The organism is Bradyrhizobium sp. Mp27, from assembly GCF_029953005.1.
Classification (GTDB): domain Bacteria; phylum Pseudomonadota; class Alphaproteobacteria; order Rhizobiales; family Xanthobacteraceae; genus Bradyrhizobium; species Bradyrhizobium barranii.
In genome coordinates, this window is sequence record NZ_JASAUS010000013.1 from 43,894 (window position 1) to 59,650 (window position 15,757).

Annotated in this window: 15 protein-coding genes; 6 read left to right on the forward strand and 9 right to left on the reverse strand. The window is 64.4% G+C overall.

From position 1 onward, the window contains the following. Positions 1-111: 111 nt before the first annotated feature. The 4 genes from QJT78_RS10730 to QJT78_RS10745 all read right to left on the reverse strand — a co-directional run bounded on the left by QJT78_RS10730 (position 112) and on the right by QJT78_RS10745 (position 5,428). Positions 112-978, reverse strand: a complete 867-nt coding sequence (locus tag QJT78_RS10730; RefSeq protein WP_028151662.1) for a carbohydrate ABC transporter permease — start codon at positions 976-978, stop codon at positions 112-114. Continuing rightward, positions 975-1,847 (reverse strand): sugar ABC transporter permease, encoded by an 873-nt coding sequence (locus QJT78_RS10735; RefSeq protein WP_028151661.1) that lies wholly within the window; start codon positions 1,845-1,847, stop codon positions 975-977. The genes QJT78_RS10730 and QJT78_RS10735 overlap by 4 nt, the downstream gene beginning before the upstream one ends. 97 nt (positions 1,848-1,944) lie before the next feature. Next, positions 1,945-3,330 (reverse strand): ABC transporter substrate-binding protein, encoded by a 1,386-nt coding sequence (locus tag QJT78_RS10740; RefSeq protein ID WP_028151660.1) that lies wholly within the window; start codon positions 3,328-3,330, stop codon positions 1,945-1,947. A gap of 208 nt (positions 3,331-3,538) precedes the next feature. Further along, complete coding sequence (locus tag QJT78_RS10745) at positions 3,539-5,428, reverse strand: AsmA family protein (protein WP_028151659.1); 1,890 nt, start codon at positions 5,426-5,428, stop codon at positions 3,539-3,541. Positions 5,429-5,700: 272 nt separating this feature from the next. Here QJT78_RS10745 and QJT78_RS10750 point away from each other — a divergent pair, with 272 nt between their 5' ends. Both QJT78_RS10750 and QJT78_RS10755 read left to right on the forward strand, forming a co-directional pair. Next, entirely contained in the window at positions 5,701-6,408 is a 708-nt protein-coding gene (locus QJT78_RS10750) for a CoA transferase subunit A (protein ID WP_028151658.1), read from the forward strand. Between the two features lie 16 nt (positions 6,409-6,424). Next, positions 6,425-7,075 (forward strand): 3-oxoacid CoA-transferase subunit B, encoded by a 651-nt coding sequence (locus QJT78_RS10755; protein ID WP_011089829.1) that lies wholly within the window; start codon positions 6,425-6,427, stop codon positions 7,073-7,075. A gap of 248 nt (positions 7,076-7,323) precedes the next feature. On the opposite strand, the gene QJT78_RS10760 is transcribed toward QJT78_RS10755, so the two are convergent. The 3 genes from QJT78_RS10760 to QJT78_RS10770 form a co-directional block, all read right to left on the reverse strand. Beyond that, positions 7,324-8,202, reverse strand: a complete 879-nt coding sequence (locus QJT78_RS10760) for an SUMF1/EgtB/PvdO family nonheme iron enzyme (protein ID WP_038943153.1) — start codon at positions 8,200-8,202, stop codon at positions 7,324-7,326. A gap of 52 nt (positions 8,203-8,254) precedes the next feature. After that, positions 8,255-9,352, reverse strand: coding sequence for a copper-containing nitrite reductase (gene nirK, locus QJT78_RS10765; protein ID WP_038943152.1), 1,098 nt, complete (start codon positions 9,350-9,352; stop codon positions 8,255-8,257). A 238-nt stretch (positions 9,353-9,590) separates the two neighbouring features. Continuing rightward, a complete protein-coding gene (locus QJT78_RS10770) occupies positions 9,591-9,797 on the reverse strand; it encodes a hypothetical protein (protein WP_028154538.1) in 207 nt (68 codons plus the stop codon). A 159-nt stretch (positions 9,798-9,956) separates the two neighbouring features. Here QJT78_RS10770 and hemN point away from each other — a divergent pair, with 159 nt between their 5' ends. Together hemN and QJT78_RS10780 are read left to right on the forward strand one after the other, a co-directional pair. Continuing rightward, positions 9,957-11,309, forward strand: a complete 1,353-nt coding sequence (hemN, locus tag QJT78_RS10775; protein ID WP_028154539.1) for an oxygen-independent coproporphyrinogen III oxidase — start codon at positions 9,957-9,959, stop codon at positions 11,307-11,309. A 183-nt stretch (positions 11,310-11,492) separates the two neighbouring features. Next, the gene (locus QJT78_RS10780; RefSeq protein ID WP_014492467.1) at positions 11,493-11,690 is read left to right on the forward strand and encodes a DUF1858 domain-containing protein; all 198 of its coding nucleotides are present in this window, start codon (positions 11,493-11,495) and stop codon (positions 11,688-11,690) included. Positions 11,691-11,777: 87 nt separating this feature from the next. Here QJT78_RS10780 and QJT78_RS10785 read toward each other — a convergent pair whose 3' ends face one another. Further along, positions 11,778-12,488: a Crp/Fnr family transcriptional regulator gene (locus tag QJT78_RS10785; RefSeq protein ID WP_038943151.1), complete on the reverse strand. Its 711-nt coding sequence runs from the start codon at positions 12,486-12,488 to the stop codon at positions 11,778-11,780. 141 nt (positions 12,489-12,629) lie between these two features. On the opposite strand from QJT78_RS10785, the gene QJT78_RS10790 reads away from it, so the two are divergent. Then, on the forward strand, positions 12,630-13,841 hold the full coding sequence (locus QJT78_RS10790; protein ID WP_028151068.1) for an NnrS family protein: 1,212 nt from the start codon (positions 12,630-12,632) through the stop codon (positions 13,839-13,841). Positions 13,842-13,843: 2 nt separating this feature from the next. On the opposite strand, the gene QJT78_RS10795 is transcribed toward QJT78_RS10790, so the two are convergent. Continuing rightward, entirely contained in the window at positions 13,844-14,881 is a 1,038-nt protein-coding gene (locus tag QJT78_RS10795) for an AraC family transcriptional regulator (RefSeq protein ID WP_028151067.1), read from the reverse strand. Between the two features lie 202 nt (positions 14,882-15,083). Between QJT78_RS10795 and QJT78_RS10800 the strand changes: the two genes are divergently transcribed. After that, on the forward strand, positions 15,084-15,704 hold the full coding sequence (locus tag QJT78_RS10800; protein WP_028151066.1) for a response regulator: 621 nt from the start codon (positions 15,084-15,086) through the stop codon (positions 15,702-15,704). The last annotated feature ends 53 nt before the right edge of the window (positions 15,705-15,757 follow it).

The window sequence follows — 15,757 nt, forward strand, 5'->3', positions numbered from 1 at the left end:
GCGTCGCGGAGCGTTTTCGAGCGAAGTGGATACCGGTTCGCGTAAGGAAAACGCGTCAAAGCGGGAATCGAGAGCCCCGTTCCGATTCCATCGGAACGAGGCTCTCGATTGTCAGGACTTCACCGCGCCTGCCGTGAGCCCGCCCACCATGTAGCGGCGGAAGGCGTAATAGACCGCGGCCGGCGGCAGCGCGTAAATGAAGCCGGTGGTCATCAACAGCTCCCAGGGCGAATCGTCGGCAGCGAGGAAGTTGCCGAGCGCGACGGGGAGGGTGATCTCGCGGTCGTTGGACAGAAGCAGGAACGCGTAGAGATACTCGTTCCAGGCGAGCAGCACCGCATAGGTGCCGATCGCGACCAGCGAGGGCATCATCAGCGGCAGATAGACCAGGCGGAAGATCTGGAGCGTCGTGGCGCCATCCATCACCGCGGCCTCGTCCAGCTCGACCGGCAGCTTGTCGGAGGCCTGCTTGAGCACCCAGATCGCGTAGGGGCTGGCGATCGTCACCATGGCCAGGATCAGCGACCAGTGATTGTTGAGCAGGCCGTAATTGCCCATGGTGCGGTACATCGGCACGGCGAGGAACGCCGCGGGGATGAAATAGGTGAAGAGCGCGAGGTTCAACACGGTGCGGCCGCCCGGCACCTTCAATCGCGAGATCGCGAACGCCGCGGCGGTGGCGATGAACAGCGTCAGCACGCCGACGGAGACTGCGATCACCGTCGAGTTCCAGAACTGGATGTAGAAGTCGCGCAGGAAGTAGTGCTGCTGCTTGAACACGATCTCGAAGTTGTGGAGCGTCGGGTGATCCGGCCACAGCTTGCCCGAGAACGCGTCCTCCTTCGGGGAGATCGCGAACAGGAACATGTGGTAGATCGGAATCATCGTCCACAGGAAGACGGGAATACCGATCAGCAGCAGCCGCGCTTCGATCGCGACGTCGCGCCAGGAAAATTCGCTTACGCCGGGAAGCTTCATCGCGACAACCGTTTCATCATAAAGTACACGAGCGGCAGGACGAACGGCATCGCGCAGACGATGGAGGCCATCGCAAGCGAGAGTTGGTCGAGCCGGAGATAGCGGATACCGAGCGTCGCCAGCACGTGCGTGAGGTCAGCCGGGCCACCGCCGGTGAGCAGATAGACGCTGTTGAAATCGCCGAGCGTCCAGATCATCGAGAGCAGCGTGCAGGTGATGTAGAGCGTCTGCATCGACGGCCAGGTGATGTAGCGGAATTTCTGCCACCAGCTCGCGCCATCGACCTCGGCGGCCTCGAACAGATCGTGCGCGATCGCAAGGCGTCCGGTGATCAGGATCAGCGTCCAGAACGGCAGTGATTTCCAGATGTGCACGCCGATGGCCATGCTCAGCGCCACGGCGGGGTCGTTCAGCCAGTTCGGGCCGTCATCGCCGGTGAGGGAGAAGATGAGGTGGTTGACCACGCCCCATTCGGGATTGAACATGAAGCGCACCGACAGGATGGTCGGGATCGACGGCACCGCCCAGGGCAGGATGAAGATTACCGAGAGCCATTTGATCCAGGTGCGCTGCTGCGCGAAGAAGCCGGACAGGAACAACGCGATCAGCATCTTGATGTTGATGCCGATGACCAGGAAGATCAGCGTGTTGACCGCGGCGCGCGCGAAGATCGGATCGTGAAACAGCGCGACATAATTCGACGGCGCCCGCGCCAGCCACAGCCCGTAGCAGACGGGGTAGACGACGAAGGCGAGGAAGACGAGCAGATAGGGCGCGAGCAGCACGATGCCCCAGACCTGCGCCGGGGTCAGCCGCGACGACAAGGGCGGAGCGGGCATCGACTGATCGCCAGAGAGCGTAATCGCCATTCTTCAGGACTCTTTGAAAGGACTTCCGGCCGCACGAGGCGGCCGGTATTAGCGTTTCGCCTCTCCCCGCGCCAGCGGGGAGAGGAAGAAAGAAGATTTAGCCTGCAACCTGCTTGATGCGGACGATCAACTCGTCGACGGCCTTGTCGACCGGGACCTTTTCGCTGACGACCCGGTTCATCGCCTTGGCCCAGACGTTCTCGTTGTTGAGGATCGTGAACTTCCAGTTCTTGGTGAAGTCGAACGCGGCGGTGCCGCCGGTGAACTGGGCGTAGACCGCCTTGCGATGCTTGTCGGCCTGCCAGAACGGGCTGGCCTGGCTTTCCTTGGTCACCGGGAACCAGCGGCCGAGCGCGCCCTCGATATAGGGGCGAACATTCTCTTCCTGGAGCAGGAAGCTGATGAACTGCTTGGCCTCGGCCTTGTTCTTGGCCGCAGTGAACACCAGCCCGGTCTTGACGTCGGAGCGGTAGCGGATGGTCGAACCGTCGGGCGCCTTCGGGAAGGACGCCGTGACGATGTCCTGCTCATAGGCCTTCTTGCCAGCGTCGCGCTGCTCCTGCGTGAGCGCCTGGTTCTGCGAGTCCTCGAACCACTTCGCCGCGATCGAGATCGTGAAGTTGTGGGTCATCACGATGGTCTTGTTGTGGAAGGCGACGTTGTTGTCGGGGTCCTTCCAGGTTGTGGAGGAGGGCGGCGTGCAGCCCTTGATATAGGTGTCGGTGTAATCCTTCAGCGCGCTGATCAGATTCTCGCGCACCTTGGGATCGTCGACCAGGAGCTTGCCATCGTCGTCGACCAGCTTGACGTGGTAGGCGTCCATGAAGGTGTAGAACGACTGGAAAGCGTCGGTGGATTCCACGCCCATCGGCTGGCCGACGCCGTAGATGCGCTGGCCGGTGGCTTTGCGGATCCCCGGCTGCACCTTGTCGCACCAGAACGTCCAGTAGCCCGCCCAGTCGGTCGGAATGTCGCTCAGCTTGAAGCCGGCCTTCTCCAGCATGTCGTTCCAGATCTCGACATGCATGCTCTGCTGCTTCAGCGGGAAGCCGTAATAGGCCTTCTTCTTGGTGACGTCGTTATAGAGGATCGACGCGTCCAGGGTGTTCTGCACGAACCGGCCCTTGATCGGCTCCATGACGTCCGTGAGGTCCTCGAGCTTGCCCTCATAGGCCCACTTGCCCTGCGCCTGCACGTCGTAGGAATCGGAATAGGCGACATCGGGCACGGTGCCGGCATCGAGCGCGGCGACCGTCTTCGGAATCATGTCCTGGATCGCGTACTGCGACAATTCGACCTTGATGCCGGTCTTGGCTTCGAACTTCTTGATCGTCTCGATCAGCGCGTCGTCTTCGGACCGATAGAAGCCCTTGCCCCACCAGACCGTGATCGTCTTCTGCTGCGCAAAGGCGGGTGCAGTGGCCGCAAAAAGCCCAACCGCAGCGACCGCCAATGAAACTGCGCCAATAACCTTGGATCTCACGTTTTTCTCCCTCAAACGGCCGGTGTTTTTAACCGGTCGTATAAAACACTAGCGCATGGCCGTCAGCCGATCTAGCGGCTTCTTGTCAGACCTAGGTCGTGGGGTGTCGGGCCAGCGGAGATGCTTAATCCGCGCATCGATCCAATCGCCGCATCAATTCGGCCGGATCAATTCGCGATGGTCCGGCAGCGCCGGACGATCGCCGTCCTCAGTTGGACTTCGCGTTGTCCTTGGCGTTCTCGGCCGTCGGCGAATCTGGCGGCGCAGGGTGTTTCTCGCCGGTGATGCGCCGCTTCAGGAGGTCCAGGAAGGGGGACGCCGCAGGCGACTGGCGGATCAGGCTTTCGGGGTCGGGGAAGATCAGCGGATCGTCCCAGGGACCCTGCACCATGAAGGGCAATTGAAAGCCGGATGTCGTGTTGAGGCTCGCCACGCCCTTCATGTCGTATTCGCGCGTCGGCACCGAGGCAGTGCCCGTCAGCGTGATCTTCGCAGCCGGCCCCTCGATGCGGATGTCCTCGGCGGTCGCGATCCCATCGGAGAATTTCACCGCGACGGTGAGGGTGTCATAAGGGGTCGAGCCGTTGCGGAAATTACCGCCACCCGACAGCGGCCGCCGCTCCAGCCGCTTCAGGAGCTGCTCGGCGTTGAAGCCCGAGATCGCACCGTCGTGCCCGGTCACGGTGGCAGTGCCGTCGAGCGACTGCACGAGGCCGAACGGGCTGGAGCCGGAGGCCAGCAGCGAGACGTTGATGTTGCCGCGGCCGGACAGCTTGTTGAGGCCGAACAATTCGGAGGCGCAGGCCTGAAGATCGACATCGGTGAACTGGAATTGCGCCTTGACGTCGGCGACGGTGTCGGAGCGCGCGATCCCGAACGAGCCCTTGGCGATGCCGCCATAGACCTGAGCTTCGCCGACCGAGAGCGCCAGCGTGCCGTTGCGCAGATTGGCGCCGATCGCGGTGCGGCCGAGCTTCGACGTCCCGACTGTCAGCCTGGCTGCGGACAGGCGCATGTCGAGGTCGGTGGTCGAAAGCCCGTTGAGATCGAACAGCTGCCTGTTCCAGTCGCGGGCGCCGCTGGCGAGCAGGCGGAAGGTCGAGATATAGGGTGTGAAGTCGAGCGCGTCGGCGGCAAGCGTCGCTTGCAGCGTCTGCCGGCCGTTATTGGCGTAGGTCATCACGCCCTCGGCAGCGTTGCCGTCGAGCTCGACATTGACGTTGGTGAGCGCGATCGAGGCGCCGACGACATTGGCGCGCGCCTTCAGTGCGAAGCGGCCGAAGCCGCCGCTGCCGGGCTGCGGCTGACCGGTCCAGCGCAGCGCGTTGCGCAAGGACGGGCTGTCGATGGTGAGCGTGCCTTCCATCATCGGGCTGGTGCGGTTGGCGACGCTGCCGTCGAAGGCGAGCTTGAGCGGGGCGCTGGCGATCCGCGCCTTCAGTCCGGAGCGGTCGCCGGAGAGGGCGGCGACGAAATCGGCGAAACTGATCGAGCCGTCGACGCGCTCGCCGCGCCAGTCGAATTGTCCAGTCGCGGCGAAGGACCGCGAGATCGAGGGCCAGGCCAGCGACAGGTCGATGTCCTCGAACTTCTCGGCGGCGTGGGTGGTGGCGTCCTCGTAATTGAGCACACCGTCCTGGATCCTGATCTCGGAGAACGACACCTGGTTCTCGGCGCCCGGCTTCATGGTGCGCGCAATAGTCTGGATGAAGGGCGTCCAGTTGCTTTCGCCATCCTGCTTCAGGCTGACATGGATGCGCGGCCGCAGCAGGGTCAGGTCGGCGATCTCGAACCGCTGCAGCAGCAGCGGCAGCAGCCGGAGATTGGCGGTGAGCACGTCGACATGGAGCGCGGGATCGCTGGTGCCGCCGCCCTTCAGGCCGACGTCATGGAAGGAAATGTAGCTCGCCGGCAGCAGCGAAATGTCGATGCTGCCTGCCACGCTGAGCTCGAGCCCGGTGACGTCGCGGATCTGCGTTTCCACCGCCTTGCGCAGCGCGTCGCGGTTGATGAGCCAGGAGGTCGCGATCAGGGCGATCAGCGCGAGGCCGAGCAGCGCCGCGATCGGCGTCCCGAGGCGCTTCATTCCTTGGGCCATGGTCAATGGCATGTCCTGATCGGGTTGGTCGCTGGAGCCAGAAGAGCGGACCGGGAAACCTGCGTGCCCACGCCCAACCCCCGCAACTTGATGGGTTTTCTTGTCGCTTTCAAGGCCGCGGACGGTTCTGCCCACGGCGTGGGCAGCTTCTATCACCGGAGGGCGGAACGGAGAACCCCGTATCATTGACGGCTTTGGAGGATTTCGCCTAATAATCGCCGCCAATGAGGCGCGACGCCTGCCAGCCGAAGGTTCACCCGAAGGTTATTTGCATGAACAAGGTCTATCCCGACGCCAAGTCGGCTCTCGAAGGCGTTCTGAAAGACAATATGATGATCATGTCGGGCGGCTTCGGCCTCTGCGGCATCGCCGAGGAGCTGTCGGACGCGATCCGCGAATCCGGCGTCAAGGGCCTGACGGTCGTCTCCAACAATGCCGGCGTCGACGGCATCGGCCTCAGCCGCCTGCTCGAAACCCGCCAGATCAAGAAGATGATCTCGTCCTATGTCGGCGAGAACAAGCTGTTTGCCCAGCAATTCCTGGCCGGCGAGCTGGAACTCGAATTCAATCCGCAGGGCACGCTGGCCGAGCGCATCCGCGCCGGCGGCGCCGGTATCCCGGCCTTCTACACCAAGACCGGCGTCGGCACGCTGATCGCCGAAGGCAAGGAAGTGAAGGAGTTCGACGGCGAGAAGTACCTGATGGAGCGCGGCCTGTTTGCCGACCTCGCCATCGTGCACGCCTGGAAGGGCGACACCGCCGGCAACCTGATCTACCGCAAGACCGCGCGCAACTTTAATCCGATGATGGCGACCGCCGCCAAGATCACGGTGGCCGAGGTCGAGCATCTGGTTCCGGCCGGTGAACTCAATCCCGACCACATCCACACGCCCGGCATCTTCGTGAAGCGCATCGTCGAGGTCGGCACGGCCAAGAAGCGCATCGAATTCCGCAACACCCGCCCGCGCACCGCCGCTTAAGCGTCAGGAGACTCACATGGCCTGGACCCGTGAACAGATGGCTGCGCGCGCCGCCAAGGAACTGCGTGACGGCTACTACGTCAATCTCGGAATCGGCATCCCGACGCTGGTCTCGAACTTCATCCCCGACGGCGTCGATGTCAGCCTCCAGAGCGAGAACGGCATGCTCGGCATGGGCCCGTTCCCCTATGAGGACGAGGTGGATGCCGACCTCATCAATGCCGGCAAGCAGACCGTGAGCGAGCTGCCGTCGACCTCGTATTTCTCGAGCGCGGATTCCTTCGGGATGATCCGCGGCGGCCACATGGACCTGTCGATCCTCGGCGCCATGCAGGTGGCCCAGAACGGCGATCTCGCCAACTGGATGATCCCCGGCAAGATGGTCAAGGGCATGGGCGGCGCGATGGATCTCGTCGCCGGCGTCAAGCGCGTCGTCGTCGTGATGGAGCATTCGGCCAAGGACGGCTCGAAGCTGCTGAAGAAGTGCAACCTGCCGCTGACCGGCGAGCGGGTTGTCGACATGGTCGTCACCGATCTCGCCGTCTTCACCATCGACAAGCATGGCGACGGTGGCATGGCCCTGATCGAGCTCGCCGACGGCGTCTCGCTCGACGAGGTCAAGGCCAAGACCGAAGCCGAATTCCGCGTCGCGCTGAAGAACACGTAAGAGAGCAGTCGCGAATGATTGTGAAATGGCCGGGCTTCGTCCCGGCCATTTTGGTTTGTGGAGTAACCCGGGCGGGGCGTTGTTTGACACTCGCGCCTCCCGCATTTGACGCTGTCATGCCCCGCCTAGTGCGCAATTGCGCACGGGGGGCGGGGCATCCAGTACGCCGCGGCCTATCGATTCCAGCACAACCGTCTCGGAGTACTGGATTGCCCGCCTTCGCGGGCAATGACAGCAGCGGCGTGTCGCTACGACCTCGCCGCCCACACCTTGCCCCACCGCGCCGACACGCTTGCGACCCATGACGGCTCCTCGCGCACCAGGCGGAAGCCGAGATTGGCGGGCGGCACGCCCTGTGCGCAGCCGCCGGCGCGGGCGTCGCGGATGAAGTCGGTGACGTAGGCGCGGTGCGCACCCTCGGCGACGCGCACGCCGCAATTCACGGTCGCGCGGCCGGCATTGCCGGCTGCGTCGATGCGCGAGCGCACGAAGCAGGTCGAGGTCCATTCCCAGACATTGCCGGCGAGATCTTCGATTCCATGCTCGTTCGCGCCGAACTTGCCGAATGGATAGGCCGTGGTGTCGGAGAGGTCGCGCTCGGATTCACGCTCGTAGCGGCTGAGCCAGCGCTTTGAAGGATCGTCTGCGTCCACAGGCGCGCCGTCGTCCCTGAACCGGGAGCCGGCTGCAAAGGCCCATTCCGCGTCGCTCGGCAGGCGATAGGTGCGGCCGGTCTTGCGCGACAGCCAGCCCGCATAGGCCTGCGCATCGTGCCAGCTCACCTGGACCGCGGGACGATCGGACCCGATCGCGACGCCGCGATCGAGCGCGCGGCACGCGCCATCCTGCACGCAAAGCTGATAGTCGGATGACGAGACCTGGTGCCGCATGATGTGCAGCGGCCGGTTGAAGCGCATCGCGCGCAGCGGCACTTCGGCCTGCAGCCCCGCGCGGGTGAAATCGCCGGCCTCGCGATAGGAGAGACCGCCCGGCGCGACCCTGACGATGGCAGGCTCCGTCGCCGGGCCATGGACCGCCATGTCCGAGACCAGCGGCGCCACGGCGATCGGCCCTGCGAGCCCGGCGGCGCAGGCGAGCAGCATTTTCAGCTTGAATGCGATCAGCATGGTCGTCCCCCGAAGAAGGAAGGGGCCGGTGATGACCGGCCCCCTGTCGCGTCTAGTTGGTGTTGGGAGCCGGTTTCTCCGCGGGCGCCTTCACCTGGGTCATCAGATCGTCGTTCCACTTGCCTTCGACCTTGAAGTGCGCGGTGGCGCCGAGGTCGGCGGCCTCGATCAGATTATGCGTGACATAGGCGTAGATGCCGGGCTGCAGGAACTTGTACAGCGCGGCGCCCGCCGAGCCGCCGCGGATGAACCAGGTCTCGAGGCCCGTCTCAGGCGCGTTGGAGAATTTGCCGGTCTCCCAGACATAATCGCCATGGCCGCCGATCAGATGCGGACGGCTGTCGCGATTGGCCTGCGAATGCACGATCAGCACGTTCTCGCCGACCTTGGCCGTCAGCGCGTTCTTGCCGGTGAGCGCGCCGACCTTGCCGTTGAACACCACATGCGTGGGAATCAGCTTCTTCATCACCTCTTCGGTCTCGGTGAAGGCTTCGCCCGGCGAATCATAGGACTTGAACTTGCCCTTCTCGTCGCGCGGTACATACATGTCCTGTTCGCCGACATAGTAGACCTTGTCGTATTTCAGCGCATGGCCCTTGCCGTCGTTCAGTCCGTCGCGCGGCAGCACCATCACCGCGCCGTTCATGCTGGAGACGACATGCCAGGGGATCATCGGGCCGCCCGGAGCGCAGTGATAGACGAACACGCCGGTCCGCGTTGCCTTCCAGCGCAGCACGACCTGCTCGCCGGGATTGACCAGCGTGAGCTCGGCACCGCCGAGCGCGCCGGTCGCGGAGTGGAAGTCGATGTTGTGCGGCATGGTGTTGGTCGCGGGATTGACCAGCGTCACCTCGACATAGTCGCCCTCATGCACGACCATCAGCGGGCCCGGCATCGAGCCGTTGAAGGTCATGGCCTGGAACGTGGTGCCCTTGTCGTCGATGACGACCTTCTTCTCCTCGATGTTGAGCTTGAACTCGACGATCTTGGGCCCCTGTGTCGTGGCCTGCTCGTGCGCGTGCACGAAGGGCGGGGCGACCAGCTCGACCTTCTGCCGCGGCAGCTTGAGATCGCCGGCGGCGAACGTGGGTGTCGCGAGCATCAGGGCGGTCGCGGCGGCGCTGATCAATGCGGCTCTGCGGGTGAACATCGGAAGCATCCTTCATCTGAAAGGGTTTTGATGACGGATGCAGTCTGCGCCTGTTACGGCAAGAGTGTTTGCGCTGCGACAAGCTTTTGCCGAATTCGCCTCCGGTAAAATCCTTAGGAGGTTTGCCGAAGCGCGTATCGGCCGTGCGAAGCACGCTGCGTCGCGTGACATCCGTCGCGCCAGCGGCAAATCGTTCGCATGTTCAGCTGCGCTCGATTGTGAATCTATGGTTAGTCGATCAGAGAAGCTGGATCGCAATCCAGACCGTGCCCCATAGCGCGAGCGACAGCGCGGCAAAGATGGCGGCGGTGATCGCCAGCACCCGCACGAGATAACCTGCGCCGACGGAGGGTGCCGCGGGGGCAGGACGAAAATCGTCGAAGCGCGGGATATGACCGCGAACGCCGGTGAGCCAGAGAACGAGATCGAGCGCGAGCGACGCCATGGCCTATCTCCAGTGAGTCATGATTGGACGCCACCATGGCTCCGATCCGGCGCCCGGACTTTGAGCGAGCGCAAGGTGGTCCGCCCGAAAACGGGTCATCCAATGCCATCCGGGATTTGCCGCGCCACCGCGCGGCATCGATTTACGAATGGGTAAGACATGAGGACCGATCTCGCAGCGAGCTACGGCGAAGAGAGATTGCCGCGCTACACGAGCTATCCGACCGCACCGCATTTCTCGCCGGCGGTCGGCCCGGATACTTATGCCGAATGGCTCGCCGGGCTCCCGGCAGGCGCCAGCGCGTCACTCTACCTGCACGTGCCGTTCTGCCGCGAGATGTGCTGGTATTGCGGCTGCCATACCCAGATCGTTCGCCGCGACGGGCTCATTGCAGCCTATCAGCGGACGCTGCGCAGCGAGATCGCGCAGGTGTCTGAGACCATCGGTCGCCGCATCAAGGTCGAGCACATCCATTTCGGTGGCGGCACGCCGACCATCATGGCGCCGGAGGCTTTTGCCGAGTTGATGGCGGCGATGCGCCATTCGTTCTTCGTGCTGCCCTCGGCCGAGATCGCGGTCGAGATCGACCCGCGCACGCTGACATCAGAGATGGTGGAGGCCATGCGGCTCTCCGGCGTCAACCGCGCGAGCCTGGGTGTGCAGAGTTTCGATCCGGTCGTGCAGCGTGCGATCAATCGCGTGCAGAGCTATGAGCAGACGGCTTCCGTCGTCGATAGGCTGCATTGCGCCGGCATCAACGGGATCAACTTCGACCTCATCTATGGGCTGCCGCACCAGACCGTCGCGTCCTGCCTGGACACCGTTCGGCGCAGCCTCGAGCTCGGGCCCGACCGCTTCTCGGTGTTCGGCTATGCGCACGTGCCTGACTTCAAGAAGCACCAGCGCATGATCAACGAGGCCGTGCTGCCCGACGGCCTCGCGCGTCATGACCAGGCCTGCGCGATCGCCAATGCACTGAAGGAGGCCGGCTACGTCCAGATCGGGCTCGACCATTTCGCGCGCCCCGACGACGCCATGGCCGTGGCCTTCGAGGAGCGGACGCTGCGGCGCAATTTCCAGGGCTATACCACCGACAAGGGCGAAGTCCTGCTCGGTTTCGGCGCGAGCGCGATCGGGCATCTGCCGCAGGGCTATGTGCAGAACCAGGTGCAGATCGGCGCCTACGCGCAGAGCGTCGCCGCCGGCCGCCTCGCCACCGCGAAGGGCTACGGGCTCACCGACGACGACCGGCTGCGCGCCGATATCATCGAGCGCATCATGTGCGAGTTCAGCGCCGATCTCGGCGACATCTGTGCGCGCCATGGTGCGGAACCCGAAGCGATGCTGCAATCGGCCGCGCGCCTGAAGCCGTTGATCTCGGACGGCATCGTCAGGCTCGACGGCGACCGTCTCGCCGTCGCAAGCGACTCGCGCTTCCTGGTCCGCAGTGTTGCAGCGGCGTTCGACGCGCATCTGGATCCGGGCAAACAATTGCACAGCAGGGCGGTGTAATCTCTATCCGTCATTCCGGGGCGCGCCCCTTGGCGCGAGCCCGGAATCCATTTCACCTCTTGGTCTGCTGCCCGATGGATTCCGGGCTCGCGCTTCGCGCGCCCCGGAATGACGGGGCAGCTTGCGCTTCAACAAAGAAGCTCGGACCCCCTCCGCTATCGTCACTTCGGAACGGAGTTGTCCATGCCTTTCCGATCCGACGATCTGGTCGATGACATCATGCGTGCGGCACCGCACACGATCCGCGTGTTCCTCGCCTTCAGGATGGCTTGCGTCGGCTGTCCGATCGCGACCTTCCACACCGTGGAAGACGCCTGCCGCGAGCATGGCATCGATCGCGACAAATTCCTCGCTGCGCTGTGCGAATGCGTGCCGGCGTGAGGCGGGTTGGAGTTCGCACGGGTCGCGTGCGGATTCCCGGGGTGAGGGCGGGCTTGCGCCGTAAGCGGAAGCGCCCTCACCCCTATCTTACGCAGAATTGCCGTCCGGGTTACGCTCCGCCAGCACGACGATCTTGTGCGGATCGCGCAGGATGATGCGCTGGCGGCCGCTCTCGACGAGGCCCTGGCTCTCCCAGCCGCTGAGGATGCGGCTGACGGTGTGTAGCGTGGTGCCCGTCATCTGCGCGATGTCCTGCCGGCTGATCGGGAAGTCGATCTCGATGCCGTGGTCGAGCTTCTTGCCGGACTGTTTTGCGAGCCGCAGCAGCGCATGCGCGACGCGCTGCTCGACCTGCTGGGTCGACATTTCCAGGATGCGGGTGTGGCTCTCCTGCAGCCGCGCGCCGACGGTTTGCAGCGTGTTGACGGCAATCGCCGGAAACCGCTCGATCAGCCGCGGCCAGGCCGAATTCGGCCAGATCAGCACCACGCTGTCGTCGACCGCCATCGCGGTCGCTGGATAGTGCGCGGCTCCGATCGCCATCGCGAGCCCGAAGGTCTCGCCGGGGGCGACATAGCGCACCACGATCTGCTCGCCGGTCGGGGTGGTCTTGGCCGCGCGGACGTGGCCGTGCAGCAGCAGGAAGAACGATTGCGCGTCGGCGCCCTGTTCGAAAATGGCGGTGTTCCTGGGGTACCGCGCCGAGCGGGCCTCGCGCAGGATTTCCTCGAGGTCCTCCGGCTTGACGCCGGAAAACAGCGGCAAATGCGCAACCAGCGATGTGTCGACCTTGGCCATTCTGCCTCCTTGGCATCAGGGAGTGTGATGGCACCTGTATTCGTCAGGCAGTTTGCGATAGCGCAAAACGGGCCGGCCGGACGGCAGTATTTTTCCAAATGACGATCCAAGTGACAGTCCGAATTCACAGGAGTTGCCCCCATGGCTGGCGCCCGATCCCGTAACTTTGAGGGCTGGCCGCTGTTTGCGAACAGCTTTCGGCCGTTTTTTCTGCTCGCCGCGATCCAGGCGGGGCTTTCTATCCTGGCATGGCTGCCGATGTTCTACGGCGAATTGTCGGTCAGTTCGGCCTTCGCGCCGCGCGACTGGCACGTCCACGAAATGCTCTATGGCTTCCTGCCGGCGGTGATCACGGGATTCCTGTTCACGGCGATCCCGAACTGGACCGGGCGGCTGCCGATCCAGGGGACGTCGCTGGGCGCGCTGCTGGTGGTGTGGCTGGCCGGACGTTTTGCAGTGACCCTGTCCGCCGATATCGGTTGGGCGTTCGCACTCGTCGTCGATGCCGCCTTCCTGGCATTGGTCGTTGCCGCGGCCACGCGCGAAATCATCGCGGGCGGCAATTGGCGCAATCTGCCGGTGGTGGTGCTCGTGCTGGTGCTGCTCGTCGGTAACGTCGCCTTCCATCTCGAAGCGCACTTTGAAGGCGCAGCCGATGTCAGCATCCGCGTCGGCATCGGCGTGGTCGTGCTGCTGATCTCGCTGATCGGCGGCCGCATCATCCCGAGCTTCACCCGCAACTGGCTGGTCAAGTTCAATCCCGGCCGCCTGCCGGTGCCGTTCGGGCGTTTTGACGGCGCGGTGATCGGATTGAGCGCGCTCGCGCTGATCGCATGGATCGTGGCGCCGCTGAACGCGGTCACCGGCGCGGTGATGGCACTGGTCGGCATGCTGCATCTGGTCCGGCTTGCACGCTGGGCCGGCGATCGCACCACGCGCGAGCGGTTGCTGCTGATCCTCCATGTCGGTTATGTCTTCGTGCCGCTGGGTTTCCTGCTGCATGCCTTGGCTGTCTTCGGCGCGCTGCCGCCGAGCGCGGGCATTCATGCCTGGATGGCGGGCGCGGCCGGAACTATGACGCTTGCGGTGATGACGCGCGCGAGCCTCGGGCATACCGGACAGGCGTTGACGGCCTCGCCCGCGACGCAGGGGATTTACGCTGCGATCATCGTCGCGGCGCTGGCGCGGGTCGCTGCCGTGGTGTTGCCTGCGCATGGCGATATTCTGCTGCACATCGCCGCCTGCGGCTGGGTCGTCGCGTTCCTCGGCTTTGCGATTGCGTTCGGCCCGCTGCTCGGCGGCAGCCCCCGGCGCGCCCTTGCCATCATGGGCGTGCCAGCCCCGGCACGCTGAGCCTAGGCCGCGGACGCCGAGGGAACGCCGGCGGGGTTGGCCAACGGCCGCACGCCTTTGCGCCATGCGGTGATGGTGCAGCCGAAGCGGCCGCGGAACCAGCGCGCCATCGCGCTCTGCGCGGAGAAGCCGAGCTGGGTGGCGATATCGGCCAGCGGCCGGCCGGGGTCGTCGATCAGCTGGGTCACGAGATCGGCGCGCTGCGCGTCGAGGATCGCCGAGAAGCTGGTGCCTGATGCGGCGAGGTGCCGATGGATGGTGCGACGGGTGCAGGCGAGATGCTCGGCCACGCGCTCGACCGTGCAGTCGCCGCTTGCGAGCAGGATGCGTACCACCTCGTCGACCTTCTCCTCCCAGCTTGCCGGCCGCGTCTCGATCGCCTCGATCCGCTTGCGCAGATAGCTCGCGATCAGCGGATGCGCGCTCGGGATCCGCCGCTCCATGTCATGCGCCGACAACAGGATCGCATCGTCATCGGCATTGAAGGTGACGCGGCAACCGAAGAAGTCGCGGTAGCGCTTGCGGTCGTGTGGCGGCGGATAATGCAGATGCACCTCGAGCGGCCGCCAGTCGCTGCTGAACAGCGACTGGATGATGCGGTGGACGCTGCCGAGCGCCATGTCGATCGACTGGCGCGGCGCGGTCGGCTGCCGGCCGCGCAGATGCAGTGTGACCGTCACGATCTGCTTGTCGCGCGTGACCTCAAGCTTCATGCCGTCGTGATGAACGTGGATGAAGCGCGAGAACGCTTCGATGGCCTCACTGACGGTCGCCTGTTCACGCACGATCAGGCCGACCGCGCCGAAATTAGTCAGCCCGCCGCGCTCGGCGAGCCGCAAGCCGAAATCTTCGGCACCCGACGCCTCTGCCGACAATTCGAGCAGCCGGCGCAGGCTGGTCACGGCAATGGGGGTATCGGGCTTGTCGAGCACGGCCAGCGGCAGCCTGACCTTGCGCATCATCTGTTTGGGGTCGAGTCCGACCGACCGGGCGACATCCGGGTAGTAGCTCAAGCCTGCGCTGCGCATGAGGTCGGTCATGCGACCCGTTCCTGTCAGCCATTCCCGCGGATGTCCCGAAATGTAAAGTTTCTGTCCCGATCCGTCAAATCCGGGAACAGGATGGAACATACATAAGGGAAACCGAAGCACGGGCGTGAATGCCGTGCGTATGACGACGCGGCGCGACGATGCCCCGCTGCCGTCTCGGGCCATTTGACCAAGACATTGCTGGATCGGGATGATGCCGGGAAACATGCTTTCCAAGGGTGAGGTATTCGTCATTGAAACTGACGCGGCCTCCCGCGAACAACTTTCAATGGCGCTTCAACAGAGCGCTTATGACGTGATCTGCTTTGCCGACGGCGCATCGCTGCTCTCGGAAGCAAAGGCGCGGATGCCGGCCTGCGTGCTGCTGGAGATGCCGCCGGATCGTTCCGCCCTCGACGTGCTCAAGCGCCTGCGCGAGGAGAACTGCATGGCGCCGGTTCTGGTGACCTCGGCGAACGGCAACATCGCCATGGCGGTCGACGCGATCAAGAGCGGCGCGGCCGACTTTATCGAGAAGCCGTTCCGCACCCGCGACATCGTCGACCGGATCGATGCTGCCATCGACGAGTTCGCGCAGCCGGGTTCAAACCGGCAACGCTGGCTGCCCGGCTGCGAGCCCCTGACCGGGCGCGAAGTCGATGTGCTCGAGCACCTTGCTGCCGGCCTGACCAACAAGGAGATCGCCCGGCGCATACATCTGAGTGCGCGCACGGTCGAAGGCTACCGCGCAGGCATCCTGAAGAAGGCCGGCGCCCGCAACGTGACCGATCTGCTCCGCCGCATCTTCGGCCAGGGTTCGCCCACCCCGGTTTAAGGACCTAAGTTTAACGGCTTCGCCGCGAGTCGACGACACGTTCCGCGGCCTTG